Source organism: Pseudomonas sp. 3HC3 (assembly GCF_044904505.1).
GTDB classification, from domain to species: domain Bacteria; phylum Pseudomonadota; class Gammaproteobacteria; order Pseudomonadales; family Pseudomonadaceae; genus Aquipseudomonas; species Aquipseudomonas putida_Y.
On the sequence record NZ_JADDRH010000007.1, the window covers coordinates 178,390 to 192,787 of the forward strand.

A 14,398-nucleotide genomic window follows, 5' to 3' on the forward strand; every position below is an offset into this window, starting at 1 on the left:
CAGGCCGGGTTGCACTCAGTGGCTCAGTGCATCAGCAGGCAGGGTGGACGCCGGCTTGTTCATCGGGCGCAGCAACAGCAGGCAACCCGCGGCAAGCACGAATACGATGGCGAACACGCCATACAGATGCAGGGGTTGCCAGCCGCCATCGAGCAACACGCCAGCCACGGTCGGCGACAGGATCGCGCCCATGCGGCCGATGCCGATACCCCAGCCCACGCCGGTGGCGCGTACCGAGGCGTCGTAGACCACCGGCGACAAGGCATACAGCCCAGCCACGCAGCCGTTGGAAAACAGCCCGATCAGCAGCCCCAACGCCAGCGCCGCAGTGACCGAAGCCCCATTGGCCACGAACAGCACCAGCAGCGCTGCGGTAATGAGCATGAACAACGCCAGCACGCGAGTCAGTGGCCAGCGCGAAGCCAGGCCGCCGATCAGCGCCGCGCCAAGGATGCCGCCCACGCTCAACAGCACGCCGCCGGTGATGCCTTGCTGGGCCGACAAGCCGGCGGCCACCAACAGTTTTGGCGTCCAGCTCATGACGAAGTAGAAGCCGAACATGACCAGGAAGAACAGCAACCAGATCACCAGCGTGGTGCGGCGCATGGCCGGCGCCAGCAGTTGCCTGAAACCGCTGCTGGCACCCTCTGCCCTTGCGGCAACAGCCGGCAGTTGCGCCAATGCCGGTTGACCGAGGCGCACGGCCAGACGGTTGACCCGGGCCAGAGCATTGGCCGGCCGGCGCGCCAGCAGAAAGTCCAGCGACTCTGGCAGCCACAGCAGTACCAGCGGGATCACCAGTACGGTGACGATGCCGCCAAACAGAAATACCGAACGCCAGCCCCAATGCCCCAGCAGCCATACCGCCAGCAAACCGCCCAGGGTCGCGCCCAGCGCATAACCAGTGGACTGCAGGCTAACCGCCAAGCCGCGCCAGCGTTTGCTGGCATATTCACTGGCAATCACATTGCTGCTGGCCAGGATGCCACCAATGCCCAGCCCAGTCAGACCACGCAGCAGCGCCAGTTGCAGCGGGCTCTGGCTAAGTGCCGAGAGCAGCATGCCGATACCGGACAGCGCCAGGCACAGCAGGATCAGCGGGCGTCGGCCAAAGCGGTCAGCCCACGGCGCGATGAACAATGACCCGGCCGCCATACCGAACAAGCCGGCACTGAGCAGAAGCCCTACCTGCGCCCCGTTCAGGCTCCACTCGGCAGACACAGAGGCGGCGGTGAAGGCCATGACCAGCACGTCGAAGCCATCGATCATGTTGAGGATGATGCAAATACCAATGGCCAGGCACTGAAAGCGGCCCATCGGGTCGTTGTCCAGACGTTGCTTGAGATCGGTATTCATGGGGTCACCTGTCGGCCAGGCTTGGCCACAGGCGAGAGGAAAGATGCGCACGCGCAGGCAGAACCCTGACGGTTCAGTGCCGTTGGATAGCCATTCATGACTGGACCCTTTTTGTAATTGTTATCGCATACGGCAGGAGGGCTCCGGCCGTTGTCAGGCGCTAATCAACCAGATAATGGATCCATAGACAACATGACGAAAGCACTGAATCTCAATTTTGCGCGGCAAATTTCAGTAAATAGCTGGTAGCAAACTAATTTTTACTATTTAAATCAAATAGTTAATCCATTACCACCTTAGAGACTTGATGTTCGGTTATCGAACAAAATCCAATTGTGGATCCACAAAGTCATCGCAAACCAGATTTGTGCCACCCTCATCAATGCGCAATGAACAAATCTTCATGTTCCCCCTCAGCGCCCTGATCATGGGGCACACAGCCGATGCCAGCCAGCGGGCAGCCGGGGCTCGTCTTGAGGGGGCAGTACGGGTTGCGTAGCATCCGCGGCCCGATCGCGCGCGTACTGCTACCCCTCAGGATCGATTCACTGATGCCGCAACCTATCCCTCTAAAGGACCACGAAAAGGAAAAACACCTGGTCAACCGTCGGCTTCTGGCCTGCGCCGCCATGGTGTTCAGCCTGTGTGCCGTCCTGGTTGGCCGGCTCTATGTGCTGCAAGTGCTGCAGCACGCCCAACAAACGGCCGTGTCGGAAAACAACCGCGTGCACGTGTTGCCCATCGCCCCCGAACGCGGGCTGATCTACGACCGCAACGGCGTGGTACTGGCCGACAACAAGCCCAGCTTCGACCTGACCATGACCCGCGAGCGGGCCGGCGGCGACTCGGCCAAAGTGCTCGACACCCTGACGCAGGTGCTGGGCCTGACCGAAGACGACCGTAAGCAGTTCGACAAAGATCTGCGCCGTGGCCGCAAACCGTTCGAGCCCGTGACCCTCATGGTGGGCCTGAGCGAGGAACAGATCGCCCTGGTCGCCGTGAACCAGTTCCGCCTGCCAGGCCTGGATGTAGAGCCGCAATTCATCCGCGAGTACCCACTGGCCGAGCATTTCGCTCATTCAGTGGGCTATGTGGGGCGCATCAACGAGAAAGAAGCCAAGACGCTCGACAGCACGGAGTACCGCGGCACCCAATCGATTGGCAAGACCGGCATCGAGCGCTTCTACGAAAGCCAGCTGCATGGCCACGTGGGCTACGAAGAGGTCGAGACCAACGCTCAAGGGCGGGTGATGCGTGTGCTCAACCACAAGGCCCCGACCCCAGGGCAGGACATAGTGCTCACCCTGGACGCCCATTTGCAGGTAGCCGCAGAAAAAGCGCTGGGTGACCGCCGTGGCTCGGTGGTGGTGCTGGACCCGGCCAATGGTGACGTACTGGCGATGGTCAGCAACCCCAGCTTCGACCCCAACCTGTTCGTCAAGGGCATCAGCTTCAAGCAGTATGCTGCGCTGCGCGATTCCATCGACCGCCCACTGTTCAACCGCGTCCTGCGCGGCCTGTATGCGCCTGGCTCGACCGTGAAGCCTGAAGTGGCCATCGCTGGCCTCGACAGCGGGGTGATCACCCCTGGCAGCCGGGTATTCGACCCGGGCTACTACGAGCTGCCCAACTATCACCACAAGTACCGCAACTGGAACCGCAGCGGCGACGGCTGGGTGGACATGTACACCGCCATCATGCGTTCCAACGACACCTACTTCTACGACCTGGCGCACAAGCTAGGCATCGACCGCCTGCACGACTACATGGCCGAGTTCGGCCTGGGCCAGAAGGTGTCGCTGGACATGTTCGAGGAGGCCTCCGGGCTGATGCCCTCGCCCGAGTGGAAGCGCGCTACGCGACGCCAGGCCTGGTTCCCGGGCGAGACACTGATCCTGGGCATTGGCCAAGGCTATATGCAGGTCACCCCCCTGCAGCTGGCCCAGGCCACCAGCCTGTTGGCAAGCAAGGGCGTGTGGCACCGCCCGCACCTGGCCATGACCGTGGGCGGCGACACGCCGATCGACCCCCACCCCATGCCCGACATCGTTCTGCACGACAAGCATGCCTGGGACCAGGTCAACCAGGGCATGCAGATGGTCATGCACGACCCGCGCGGTATTGCCCGTGCCGCGGCCGCCGGTGCCCAGTACCGAATTGCCGGCAAAAGCGGTACCGCGCAGGTGGTGGCGATCAAGCAGGGTGAGCGTTACAACCGCAACAAGACCCTGGAGCGCCACCGCGACAACGCCCTGTTTGTCGGCTTTGCTCCGGCCGAGCATCCCAGCGTGGTGGTGGCGGTGATGATCGAGAACGGCGAGGCTGGGGGCCGGGTCGCAGGGCCGGTGGTACGGGAGGTGATGGACGCCTATCTACTGGATGAGCAAGGGCACCTGAAGCCGGAGTATGCGGGCGGCGCACCCACTCGGGGTGTGCCACACACCTGATTTTGCGGGGCCGCAGTGGAGGCGGCCTTGGCCGCGAACGAGTCAGGATGCCGTGCGCGGCATCAGCTCATACGGGTGCTTCCACCCCGGCAGCGCCTGGATGCGGGCTTTCCAGGCCTCAATGTGGGTGAACTCTGCCAGCGGGATACCGGTGTCTTCTGGCATGAACACATACCCCGCCAACGACAGGTCGGCAATGGTCAACCGGCCACCGACCATGAATGGCGTCTTCGCCAGGTGCGCGTCGACAATACGGTAAGCCGCCTTGGCACGCTCGCGCAGGAACCTCGTGACATCGGTTTCACCGGTGTTCTTCAGGCAGAACAGAAAGCGCAGCATAGCGTAGTAGCTGGTGAACTTATGGTTGTCGAACAGCATCCAGCGCCAGATCTCGCGTTTTTCGTCTTCATCGCGGGGCCCGAACTGGCCGGTCTGTTCGGCAAGGTATTCCAGGATCAGCGCAGATTGGGTGAAACGCTTGCCAGCGTGTTCCATCACCGGCACCTCGCCCTGCTCGTTCACCTCATCGCGCCAGGCTTGCTCACGGGTCTGGCCATGGAAGAAGTCGACGAACACCGGCTGCCATTTCTGACCGGTGAGTTCAAGCATGAGCGCAACCTTGTAGGCGTTGCCGGATTCGGCGAAGCAATGCAGCTTGTAGTCGGACATGGGCGAACCTTCAGTTTCCTTTGAATGATCGGCAGAGCCCTCTGCGGGCTTGCCCGTGAAGTGCCATCCACCCAAGCAAATCACGCGCATCCCGACGCGGTCAATCCATGACGCACTCCGCCGGCACCTTGAAAACCGTGAGTTCAGCCGCCTCGTCAGCGGCAGGTGCACTTTCCCTCTCGACACGCTCCACCCAAGAGCAGGGAACTACCTGAACGCCCCGGCCGTCTTAGACACTGAGTGGTTTATTTCCCTGTGCTTCACGCTACTGGAGAACACGACATGCGCCACCTACTGCTCGCCCCTGCGCTGCTGCTCCTGATGCCTGCCGGCGCTGCCCTGGCCCGCGTCGATGCGGGCGACGTCGCCACCTCGGCCGGTATTTCCGCTTCGCTGTATTCGACCTTCAAGGACGACAAACGGATCATCCCGGCCCGTGACGAACTTTCAGCGTTCGTCGCCAGCGGCGGTGCCATCCGTGGCGCCTATGTGGAATCGGCGCTTGAACAGGCCCGCAAGGACCATCCAGGGCTTCAGGCCAATGATGAAGAGCTGGCCCGGGCCATCCTGTCGCAAGATGACCCTGTGGCTGACCATTGAGTAAACCTGTACCGGCCCTTTCGCGGCGGTTCGACGCGAGAGGGCCGGTACAGTGCCGCTTCACCCCCAGCCATCCATGCGCATGGTCGCCCTGACCAGGCGCTGCTCTTCCTGCTCGATCTCCTGCAAACTGTCGCGTATGCCGTAGATATGCTCACGCGCCGCCCGCTGCGCCTGCTCGGGCATTTGCTCCATCACCGCGCGATACAACCGCGCATGCTGCCGATCAATCTGGCGTTTCTGCGCTGGCCGGCAATACAAATTGTTGACCGAAGCAAACACGGTGCTCAGCGTCAGGTCACTGAGCGATTGCAGGGTATGCACCAGCACCGGGTTATGCGACGCCTCACTGATCGCCCGGTGAAAGGCATGGTCACGACGGGCATGCTCACGGGCATCCAGCGCCTGCGCAGCCTCGTGCGCAGCCAGCATTGCTTCATAGCGCCGGCGGATCAGCAGGCGGTCGACGTCGGTAGCGCGCAACGCAGCCAACCGCGCCGACTCAGCCTCCAGCAACGCCCGGACCTCCAGCAGGTCGAACAGCGTACGCGGTTGCGAACTGAACAGGTGCATCAAAGGCGTAGCACCCGCCTGCCCGGTGAGATCGGCGACAAACGAACCCCGCCCCTGTTCGGTGTCGATGATGCCGCGCCCGCGCAAAACGCGCAGTCCCTCCCGTAACGCCGAACGTGAACAGCCAAGCTTCTCCACCAGCCGCCGCTCCGACGGCAGCGCCTGGCCCACCTTGAGCACACCTTCGACGATAAGCCGCTCGACCCGTTCAGCCACCTGGTCGGCGACCTTGACCTTGCCTTCAGTACCCACTGCACACACTCCTGCTGGTAGGACCACTTTGACTTATAGCGCCAATCTAGCCGGACAGAGCCGTGAGTAAACAGTACTGTCCGAAGAAACTGGTAGGACCAGTCAACATCTCACTCGACCCCGGCCGCTAGCACGCGCACGCTGCATCGGTGACCGCTTTGCCAACAACAATAAAAACCGTTGCCGAGTGAGCCGATGAATATCCTGTACGACGAACGCCTCGATGGCGTACTGCCTGACGTGGACCGGGCCGCCCTGTTGCAGGCGCTGCGCGACGCCCTGCCGGACCTTGAAATCCTGCACCGCGATGAAGACCTCAAACCGTACGAATGCGACGGCCTGTCGGCCTACCGCACAGTGCCACTGCTGGTGGTGCTGCCTGAGCGCCTGGAACAGGTGCAGACGCTGCTGAAGCTTTGCCACCAGCGCGGCGTACCGGTGGTTGCGCGTGGCGCCGGTACCGGCCTGTCGGGTGGTGCCCTGCCGCTGGCCAAGGGCATCCTGCTGGTGATGGCACGCTTCAACCGCATCCTTGAGGTCAACCCGCAGGGGCGCTACGCCCGCGTGCAGCCGGGCGTACGCAACCTGGCCATTTCCCAGGCCGCCGCCCCCCATGGCATGTACTACGCACCAGACCCTTCCTCGCAAATTGCCTGCTCGATCGGGGGCAACGTCGCCGAAAACGCCGGTGGCGTGCACTGCCTCAAGTACGGCCTGACCGTACACAATGTGCTCAAGGTGGAAATCCTCACAGTCGAGGGCGAACGCCTGAGCCTGGGCAGCGATGCGTTGGACAGCCCCGGCTTCGACCTGCTGGCTTTGTTCACCGGCTCCGAAGGCATGCTCGGTATCGTCACCGAAGTCACCGTCAAGCTGCTGCCCAAGCCCCAGGTGGCGCGGGTGATACTGGCCAGTTTCGAATGCGTCGAGGACGCCGGCCGGGCAGTCGCCGACATCATCGCTGCCGGCATCATTCCCGGCGGCCTGGAGATGATGGACAACCTGGCGATCCGCGCCGCTGAAGACTTCATCCATGCCGGCTACCCGGTGGACGCAGCGGCGATCCTGCTGTGCGAACTGGATGGCGTGGAAGCCGATGTACACGACGACTGCCAGCGCGTCGCCGCGGTGCTGACGCAAGCCGGGGCCCGCGAGGTGCGCCAGGCCTGCGACGAAGCCGAGCGTGTTCGCTTCTGGGCCGGACGCAAGAACGCCTTTCCGGCCGTGGGGCGCATCTCCCCGGACTACTACTGCATGGACGGCACCATCCCGCGCCGCGAGTTACCACGGGTGCTCAAGGGCATCAGCGACCTGTCCGCGGAGTACGGCCTGCGGGTGGCCAACGTGTTCCATGCCGGCGACGGCAACATGCACCCTTTGATCCTCTTCGATGCCAACCTGCCCGGCGAGCTGGAGCGTGCCGAAGCGATCGGCGGCAAGATTCTGGAGCTGTGTGTGAAGGTGGGCGGCAGCATCACCGGTGAACATGGCGTGGGGCGCGAGAAGATCAACCAGATGTGCGCGCAGTTCAACAGCGACGAAATTACCCTGTTCCACGCGGTGAAGGCCGCCTTCGACCCCCAGGGCCTGCTCAACCCCGGCAAGAACATTCCCACCCTGCACCGCTGCGCCGAATTCGGCGCCCTGCATGTGCACCATGGGCAACTGCCCTTCCCCGAGCTGGAGCGCTTCTGATGAGCATGGACCGCGACATGAGCCAGACGCTGTTGGAGCAGGTCAACCAGGCGCTGAACGAAGGTACGCCGCTGCGTATCCAGGGCAGCAACAGCAAAGCGATGCTCGGCAACCCGGTGGCCGGCGAAGTACTCGACACCCGCAACCACCGCGGCATTGTCAGCTACGACCCCACCGAGCTGGTACTCACGGCCCGCGCCGGTACCCCTCTGCGCGAGATCGAGGCAGCCCTGCACGAGGCTGGCCAGATGCTGCCCTGCGAGCCACCCCACCTGGGCCCCGAGGCCACCTTGGGCGGCATGGTCGCGACGGGGTTGTCTGGCCCTCGACGGCCGTGGGCCGGGTCGGTGCGCGACTTTGTACTGGGTACACGGGTGATCACCGGCCACGGCAAGCTGCTGCGCTTTGGTGGCGAGGTGATGAAGAACGTCGCCGGCTACGATGTGTCACGTCTGATGGCGGGCAGCTTCGGATGCCTGGGGCTGCTGACCGAAGTTTCGCTGAAAGTGCTGCCACGGCCGCGCCTGTGCCTGAGCCTGCGCCTGCCGATGGGGCGCAATGAAGCGCTGGCCGAGCTGGCCGAATGGGGCCAGCAACCGCTGCCGATCAGCGCCGCCTGCCATGACGGCGAAACGCTGTACCTGCGCCTGGAAGGCGGCGAAGGGTCGGTGCAGTCGGCACGCCAACGGCTGGGGGGCGAAACACTCGATAACCGCTTCTGGAGCGACCTGCGCGAGCAGCGCCTGGCGTTCTTTACCGACGCCGCCCCCCTGTGGCGCCTGTCCGTACCCACCGTTACCGGCGAGCTGGACCTGCCCGGCCAGCAACTGATCGACTGGGGGGGTGCCCAGCGCTGGCTCAAGACCTGCGCGCCGGCGCAGGCCATTCGCGATCAGGTGGCCAGGGTGGGCGGTCACGCCACCTGCTACGCCCCCGGTGCAGCCAGCAACCCGCCGTTGCCGGTTGCACTGATGCGCTACCACCGCGCCCTCAAGCAGCAGCTCGATCCCCAGGGGGTGTTCAACCCTGGTCGCCTGTACCCGGACCTGTGAGGCCAGACCATGCAAACCAACCTTAGCGAAACATCGCGCCGCCTGGCCCGCGCCGACGAAGCCGAGCGCATCCTGCGCACCTGTGTACATTGCGGTTTCTGCACCGCCACCTGCCCTACTTACCAGTTGCTGGGCGACGAGCTGGACGGCCCGCGCGGGCGCATCTACCTGATCAAGCAGATGCTCGAAGGCGAGCCGGTCACCGCCAGTACCCAATTGCACCTGGACCGCTGCCTGACCTGCCGCAATTGCGAAACCACCTGCCCATCCGGGGTGAAGTACCACGATCTGCTGGACATCGGCCGCGCGGTGGTCGAGCAGCAAGTGCCACGCCCGCTCAGCCAGCGCCTGTTGCGCCTGGGCCTGCGTGCGGTGGTGCCGCGCCCGGCACTGTTCAAGGCCCTGACCCGCAGCGGCCAGGCGCTGCGCCCGCTGCTACCGGCCTCAGTCAAACGCAAGTTGCCGGCGCAGGTCACCCCACCCGGCCAGCGTCCGGCAGTGCGCCATGCGCGCCGGGTACTGATGCTGGAAGGCTGCGTGCAACCGGCCCTGTCACCCAATACCAATGCCGCTGCTGCGCGGCTGCTCGACCGCCTGGGCATCAGCGTGCAACCGATCCGGCAAGCCGGATGCTGTGGCGCGGTGGACTATCACCTGAATGCTCAGGCGCAAGGCCTGCAGCGGGCACGGCGCAATATCGACGCCTGGTGGCCCGCCATCGAAGCGGGTGCCGAGGCTATCGTGCAGACCGCCAGCGGCTGTGGTGCGTTTGTCCGCGACTATGGGCACCTGCTGGAAAAAGACCCCCATTACGCTGCCAAGGCCGCCCGGGTCAGCGCCCTTTCCCGCGATCTGGTGGAAATCTTGCGCGATGAGCCGATCGAACAATTGGCCCTGTGCGCCGAACAGCGCCTGGCCTTCCACTGCCCATGCACCCTGCAGCACGCCCTGAAGCTGGGCGGTGCGGTAGAAGCGTTGCTGACGCGGCTCGGCTTTACCCTGACCTCAGTGCCCGATGGCCACCTGTGCTGCGGCTCGGCGGGGACCTATTCGCTGACCCAGCCTGAACTGTCACTGCAACTTCGCGACAATCGTCTGAATGCGCTGGAAAGCGGTAAGCCGCACCTCATTGCCACAGCCAACATAGGCTGCCAGGCCCACCTCGACGGGGCTGGACGCACGCCCGTGCGCCACTGGATCGAAATTGTCGAAGCCGCCTTGAACCCGGAGCCCGCCCATGCTTAGCAAATCCGTTATCGGCCAGACCGAAATCGCCCGCATCCTGACCGCCGCCCGCCAGGAGGCCCAGGCCCGCCAATGGAGCGTGACCATCGCCGTGGTCGACGACGGCGGCCACCCACTGGCACTGGAACGTCTGGACGGCTGCGCACCGGCCAGTGCCTACATCGCGCTGGAAAAGGCCCGCACCGCCGCACTGGGGCGCAAAGAGACGCGGGATTATGAAGAGATGGTCAATGGCGGCCGTACGGCATTCGTGACCGCGCCCCTGCTGACCAGCCTGGAAGGTGGGGTGCCGCTGCGGGTGGAAGGCCAGGTGGTGGGTGCCATCGGTGTATCCGGCGTCAAATCCGAACAGGATGCCCAGGTGGCCAAGGCGGGGGCTGCTGCCTTGTAGCGCCTGTAATTCGGCGACCGCCCCAGCATCTTAAGACGTTTCCTACGCAGCCCTCAGAAGTGCCCTACTTGCTGCCTCTGCCCACAGAAAACATGATCGGCACTGGAAGACGCAAGGTCGCGATCCAGAGGAGGCACCGCATGCACCCCTACGCCCGCCCCATCGCCGAACTGCGCAGCAGCCTGCGCGAAATGCTGGCCCATGACATGACCAACCCCGACAACGACCCGCACTTGTCGGGAGTCATGTTCTTCTGCGCCACCGATGAACATTCCCGGCAATTGATCGAACGCATCGAGTTGCTGGCCAGCGAGGTGTTCTTCGACGCGAACGGGCGGGCCATTTCAGAGCATATGAAGGCTTCGACGGTAGAAGGCGTGCGCATCAAGCGCAACCGCAACGCGCGAGAAGATGAAACCGTGATACGCATTGCCCTGGCAGAAAAAGGCTATATCACTGTCAGCACCGCCCGGCTCTGAGCGGTTGGCGTGGCATCATCGTAGCCTGTGACAAGCACCTGAGTCGCAGCCAATCCGCTATCCTGAGCAATCCTCCGCTCCGGACCCGTCCATGGAACTGCACATTCGCCTGGAGGGCCGCAAAGGCCTGGCCGATCAGCTTTACCAGCAACTGCGCGACGGTATCGACAGCGGCCACCTGGCCGCCGGCACCCAACTGCCACCCACCCGTCTGCTGGCTGAACAACTGGGCGTATCGCGCAAGACAGTGGCCGAGGCCTATTCGCGGCTGACCTACGATAACCTGCTCAACGGCGTGGTCGGCCGTGGCACATTCGTCACCCCACGCCATCCGCTGCGCAGCAACGAATCAGCCACCATCCCCCTGGCCGGCGCCGCATCCCTCGAGCGCTGGCAGCAGCGCGCCACCGTGCTCAGCCAACGCCAGTTGCAGGCGCCATCGCGCTATGACTTCGTCGGTGGGGCTTCGAGCAAGGCGCAGTTCCCGTTCGACCAATGGCGCAGTTGCCTGAACTACGCCCTGCGCCGTAGCCAGCGCCACCCCGAGCGACAATTCCCGGCCCAGGGCTTGCCGGAACTGCGCGAAGCCATTGCCCACCACATCGCCTACTCACGCGGGGTGCACTGCAGCGCAGCCGACCTGCTGGTATGCAACGGCGCCCAGCAAGCGCTGGACCTGATCGCCCGGGTGCTGGTCGAACCGGGCTGCCAGGTGGCCATGGAAGATCCTGGCTACCCGCCGGCACGGCAATTGTTCCTGGCCCTGGGTGCACGCCTGCAATCGGTGCCAGTGGATGATGAGGGCCTGTGCGTGGAACAGATCGCCGAAGGCACCCGGCTGATCTACGTAACACCCTCACACCAGTTCCCACTGGGCATGCCGATGAGCGAGCCACGCCGGCATGCCCTGCTGGCGCGGGCCGCCGAGCTGGGTGCACTGATCATCGAAGACGACTACGACTGTGAATTCCGCTACCACGGGCCAGCCTCGGACGCGCTGCAGCGCCTGGACCGGCATGGGCTGGTAGCCTACGTCGGGACCTTCTCCAAGACCTTGCTGCCCGAGCTGCGCCTGGGTTATGCCGTATTGCCGCCTGCCGTACTGCAGGCCGCTTGCGTGGCCAAGCACCTCAGCGATTGGCATAGCCCTACCCTGCTGCAGTGGGCGCTGGCGCGCTTCCTTGGCGAAGGCCACCTGAACAAGCACATCCGCCGCTGCCACGAGGTCTACAGCGCACGCCGCGAGCGCATCCTGGCGCGCCTGGGCGGCGATCTGGCACCGTGGTTCCGCCCCATCCCGGCCAGCGCCGGCTTCCACCTCAGTGCCTTGGCTACACCTGGGGTGGATGTGGAGTTGCTGGCCAATCTCGCGCGCAAGGTAGAAGTCGGCCTGTATTCACTGGCGCCATTCTTCAGCGAGGCGCCGGTACGGCCGGGGCTGTTGATGGGCTTCGGCGCCATCGAACTGCTGGATATCGACCCGGCGCTGGACCGGGTGCGCGATACCCTGCAACGCCTCAGTTGATTGCTGCGGCCTTGCCTGTTGCAGTCGGGCGGGCGATGGCTGCCGTATAGCCGCGCGGGTTGAAGCACGCGGTCACCAGCAGCATTGCCAGCACGGTCACGGTCAACAGCGTCCACGAAGCCTGGAAGTCGCCACTGACATCCCGCAACCAACCGGTGATATACGGCACGATGCCGGTGATGATAAAGCCGATGCCCTGTACGAACGCCGCCAGGCTGCCGGCCTCGGCAGGCGTTTTCAGGTGTTCCAGGGTCAACGTCAGGCACTGGCTGAAACAGGCACCCAAGCCAAAGCCGATCATGGCTACCCAAAACCCGGAAGCCGCCGTAGGTATCAGCAGAAGCCCCAGGAAGCCCGCCAGCTGGATCGTCAACGCCAACCACAGCCCTGGACGCCTGTCTGTCCAACGTCGCAGCAGCAGCGGCAAGCCGAGCGCACCGAGCACCTGGAAGACGGTCATCAAGCCCACCAGGTCGGCGCCGCCCTGGGCGCTGCCGCCGTGTTCGATGTGGTAAGCCGGCAACCAGGCCACCATGCTGGTATAGCCGCCATTGATCAGCCCGAAGTACAGGGCCAGCAACCACGCCCGGCGGCTGCCGAACCAATGCCCGCCAGCGATCCCTGTCAGCTTCGGCGCCTGCTGCCTTGGCCGCAGCACGGCCCACGCCAGCAACGCCAGCACGGCCGGGACCGCCCATACGCCCAGGCCCGCCTGCCAGTAGCCGAAATGGCCGCTGATGTGTGGCCCGAGTACTGCAGCCAGGCCGCCGCCGCTCATGAGTGCCGCCGAGTACAGCCCCATTGCACCGGCCAGACGCCCGGGGAACCAGCGGTTGACCAGCCCCGGCATCATGCCCTGCACCACCGCCACGCCCAGGCCAGCCACCAGCGCACTGGCGATCAGCGCCCAGGCGCTATCCAGTTGCAGGCGCCACAGGCAGGCCAGGGCAATCGCGGCCAGGCCCGCAAGCATGCCGCCGTGCTCGCTGACCCAGCGTCGCAGCCACGGTTGCAACAAGGGCACCAGGCCCATGCACAGCACCGGTAGCGCCGTCAGCAGGGCAGCCTGCTGGTAACCCAGGCCGGTGCTGGCGCGCATGGGTTCGAGTAACGGGCCGATACTGGTCAGGATCGGCCGCAGGTTCAACGCCAGCAGGATCACCAGCAACAGATTCAATGCAGCTCTCATTGTGAATCGGTTCTCTTGAAGCAGGAACTGGCCATTATCCCGGCTCGGCTGGCTTGGCAGAAATGAAGAGATTGGATGCAGGTCAGTGGCCACCTGAATGGGCGATTGGCCTCCCGCTTATGCGCAAAATTGGCTATCGGGGTGACCAATGAGTGGCGCTACAGTAGCGCCATACCCACCCCGCACTTTGGAGACTGCCATGCACAACCGTATCGAATGGGCCAGACACGCGCCGCAAGCCTACAAAGCCATGGTCGGCCTGGAGCAGGCCCTGGCCAACAGCGGCCTTGAAAACTCGCTGCTGGAGCTGATACGCCTGCGCGCGTCGCAGATCAACGGCTGCGCCTACTGCGTCAACCTGCACGCCAACGATGCACGTAAGGCCGGTGAGACCGAAGCACGCTTGCAGACCCTGTGCGTGTGGCAGGAAACCAGCTACTTCACGCCGCGTGAACGTGCTGCGCTGGCCTGGGTCGAGAGCCTGACCCGCTTGCCTGAACGGGGTGCGCCGCAAGAGCAATATGAAGCCCTGCAGGAACACTTCGAGCCGGGCGAGGTGGCCAACCTGACCATGGCAATTGCCACCATCAATGCCTGGAACCGGTTCGGCGTCGGCTTTGCCATGGTACCGGCCTGATTCTTTCGGGTGGCCTGTGCTGGCCTATTCGCGGGCAAGCCCGCTCCTACAATTCTGTGCATGCCCTGTAGGAGCGGGTTTACCCGCGAACACCGGCAGAGCCGGTGCCATCCACCGCGTTGGTTTCTTCGCGGGCATGCCCGCCCCCACAATTCTGTGCGTGCCCTGTAGGAGCGGGTTTACCCGCGAACACCGGCAGAGCCGGTGCCATCCACCGCGTTGGTTTCTTCGCGGGCATGCCCGCCCCCACAATTCTGTGCGTGCCCTGTAGGAGCGGGTTTACCCGCG

13 protein-coding genes are annotated in these 14,398 nt (G+C 64.2%); 9 read left to right on the forward strand and 4 right to left on the reverse strand.

Features of this window, described 5'->3' with window-relative positions; translation table 11 throughout:
- Positions 1-15 precede the first annotated feature (15 nt).
- Entirely contained in the window at positions 16-1,356 is a 1,341-nt protein-coding gene (locus INQ47_RS13385) for an MFS transporter (protein ID WP_404701877.1), read from the reverse strand.
- Between the two features lie 551 nt (positions 1,357-1,907).
- On the opposite strand from INQ47_RS13385, the gene mrdA reads away from it, so the two are divergent.
- Positions 1,908-3,803, forward strand: coding sequence for a penicillin-binding protein 2 (gene mrdA, locus INQ47_RS13390; RefSeq protein ID WP_404701878.1), 1,896 nt, complete (start codon positions 1,908-1,910; stop codon positions 3,801-3,803).
- Positions 3,804-3,845: 42 nt separating this feature from the next.
- Here the strand turns inward: mrdA and INQ47_RS13395 are convergent, their stop codons facing one another.
- The gene (locus INQ47_RS13395) at positions 3,846-4,472 is read right to left on the reverse strand and encodes a glutathione S-transferase family protein (RefSeq protein WP_103444235.1); all 627 of its coding nucleotides are present in this window, start codon (positions 4,470-4,472) and stop codon (positions 3,846-3,848) included.
- A gap of 282 nt (positions 4,473-4,754) precedes the next feature.
- Between INQ47_RS13395 and INQ47_RS13400 the strand changes: the two genes are divergently transcribed.
- The gene (locus tag INQ47_RS13400; RefSeq protein ID WP_003256154.1) at positions 4,755-5,072 is read left to right on the forward strand and encodes a DUF2388 domain-containing protein; all 318 of its coding nucleotides are present in this window, start codon (positions 4,755-4,757) and stop codon (positions 5,070-5,072) included.
- 60 nt (positions 5,073-5,132) lie between these two features.
- Here INQ47_RS13400 and glcC read toward each other — a convergent pair whose 3' ends face one another.
- Positions 5,133-5,897: a transcriptional regulator GlcC gene (gene glcC / locus INQ47_RS13405; RefSeq protein WP_404701879.1), complete on the reverse strand. Its 765-nt coding sequence runs from the start codon at positions 5,895-5,897 to the stop codon at positions 5,133-5,135.
- A 195-nt stretch (positions 5,898-6,092) separates the two neighbouring features.
- On the opposite strand from glcC, the gene glcD reads away from it, so the two are divergent.
- The 6 genes from glcD to INQ47_RS13435 all read left to right on the forward strand — a co-directional run bounded on the left by glcD (position 6,093) and on the right by INQ47_RS13435 (position 12,284).
- Positions 6,093-7,592, forward strand: coding sequence for a glycolate oxidase subunit GlcD (glcD, locus tag INQ47_RS13410; RefSeq protein ID WP_404701880.1), 1,500 nt, complete (start codon positions 6,093-6,095; stop codon positions 7,590-7,592).
- Positions 7,592-8,644, forward strand: a complete 1,053-nt coding sequence (glcE, locus tag INQ47_RS13415) for a glycolate oxidase subunit GlcE (protein WP_404701881.1) — start codon at positions 7,592-7,594, stop codon at positions 8,642-8,644. Before glcD ends, glcE begins: the two co-directional genes overlap by 1 nt.
- Positions 8,645-8,653: 9 nt before the next feature.
- Positions 8,654-9,889 carry a glycolate oxidase subunit GlcF gene (gene glcF, locus INQ47_RS13420; RefSeq protein ID WP_404701882.1) on the forward strand — a complete coding sequence of 412 codons (1,236 nt, stop codon included), beginning with the start codon at positions 8,654-8,656 and terminating at the stop codon, positions 9,887-9,889.
- A complete protein-coding gene (locus INQ47_RS13425; protein ID WP_252458599.1) occupies positions 9,882-10,280 on the forward strand; it encodes a heme-binding protein in 399 nt (132 codons plus the stop codon). Before glcF ends, INQ47_RS13425 begins: the two co-directional genes overlap by 8 nt.
- Before the next feature lie 140 nt (positions 10,281-10,420).
- Entirely contained in the window at positions 10,421-10,759 is a 339-nt protein-coding gene (locus INQ47_RS13430) for a hypothetical protein (RefSeq protein ID WP_252458600.1), read from the forward strand.
- Between the two features lie 91 nt (positions 10,760-10,850).
- A complete protein-coding gene (locus INQ47_RS13435) occupies positions 10,851-12,284 on the forward strand; it encodes a PLP-dependent aminotransferase family protein (protein ID WP_404701883.1) in 1,434 nt (477 codons plus the stop codon).
- Here the strand turns inward: INQ47_RS13435 and INQ47_RS13440 are convergent.
- Entirely contained in the window at positions 12,277-13,473 is a 1,197-nt protein-coding gene (locus INQ47_RS13440; protein WP_404701884.1) for a CynX/NimT family MFS transporter, read from the reverse strand. The two genes, INQ47_RS13435 and INQ47_RS13440, sit on opposite strands and share 8 nt — an antisense overlap.
- A 199-nt stretch (positions 13,474-13,672) precedes the next feature.
- On the opposite strand from INQ47_RS13440, the gene INQ47_RS13445 reads away from it, so the two are divergent.
- A complete protein-coding gene (locus tag INQ47_RS13445) occupies positions 13,673-14,110 on the forward strand; it encodes a carboxymuconolactone decarboxylase family protein (protein WP_404701885.1) in 438 nt (145 codons plus the stop codon).
- Positions 14,111-14,398 lie beyond the last annotated feature (288 nt).

Coding starts and splice junctions, on each gene's coding strand:
- INQ47_RS13430 (WP_252458600.1), top strand. CDS start 10,421: ATGCACCCCTACGCCCGCCCCATCGCCGAACTGCGCAGCAGCCTGCGC.
- INQ47_RS13395 (WP_103444235.1), bottom strand. CDS start 4,472: ATGTCCGACTACAAGCTGCATTGCTTCGCCGAATCCGGCAACGCCTAC.
- INQ47_RS13440 (WP_404701884.1), bottom strand. CDS start 13,473: ATGAGAGCTGCATTGAATCTGTTGCTGGTGATCCTGCTGGCGTTGAAC.
- INQ47_RS13435 (WP_404701883.1), top strand. CDS start 10,851: ATGGAACTGCACATTCGCCTGGAGGGCCGCAAAGGCCTGGCCGATCAG.
- INQ47_RS13425 (WP_252458599.1), top strand. CDS start 9,882: ATGCTTAGCAAATCCGTTATCGGCCAGACCGAAATCGCCCGCATCCTG.
- glcD (WP_404701880.1), top strand. CDS start 6,093: ATGAATATCCTGTACGACGAACGCCTCGATGGCGTACTGCCTGACGTG.
- glcF (WP_404701882.1), top strand. CDS start 8,654: ATGCAAACCAACCTTAGCGAAACATCGCGCCGCCTGGCCCGCGCCGAC.
- glcE (WP_404701881.1), top strand. CDS start 7,592: ATGAGCATGGACCGCGACATGAGCCAGACGCTGTTGGAGCAGGTCAAC.
- mrdA (WP_404701878.1), top strand. CDS start 1,908: ATGCCGCAACCTATCCCTCTAAAGGACCACGAAAAGGAAAAACACCTG.
- INQ47_RS13445 (WP_404701885.1), top strand. CDS start 13,673: ATGCACAACCGTATCGAATGGGCCAGACACGCGCCGCAAGCCTACAAA.
- INQ47_RS13400 (WP_003256154.1), top strand. CDS start 4,755: ATGCGCCACCTACTGCTCGCCCCTGCGCTGCTGCTCCTGATGCCTGCC.
- INQ47_RS13385 (WP_404701877.1), bottom strand. CDS start 1,356: ATGAATACCGATCTCAAGCAACGTCTGGACAACGACCCGATGGGCCGC.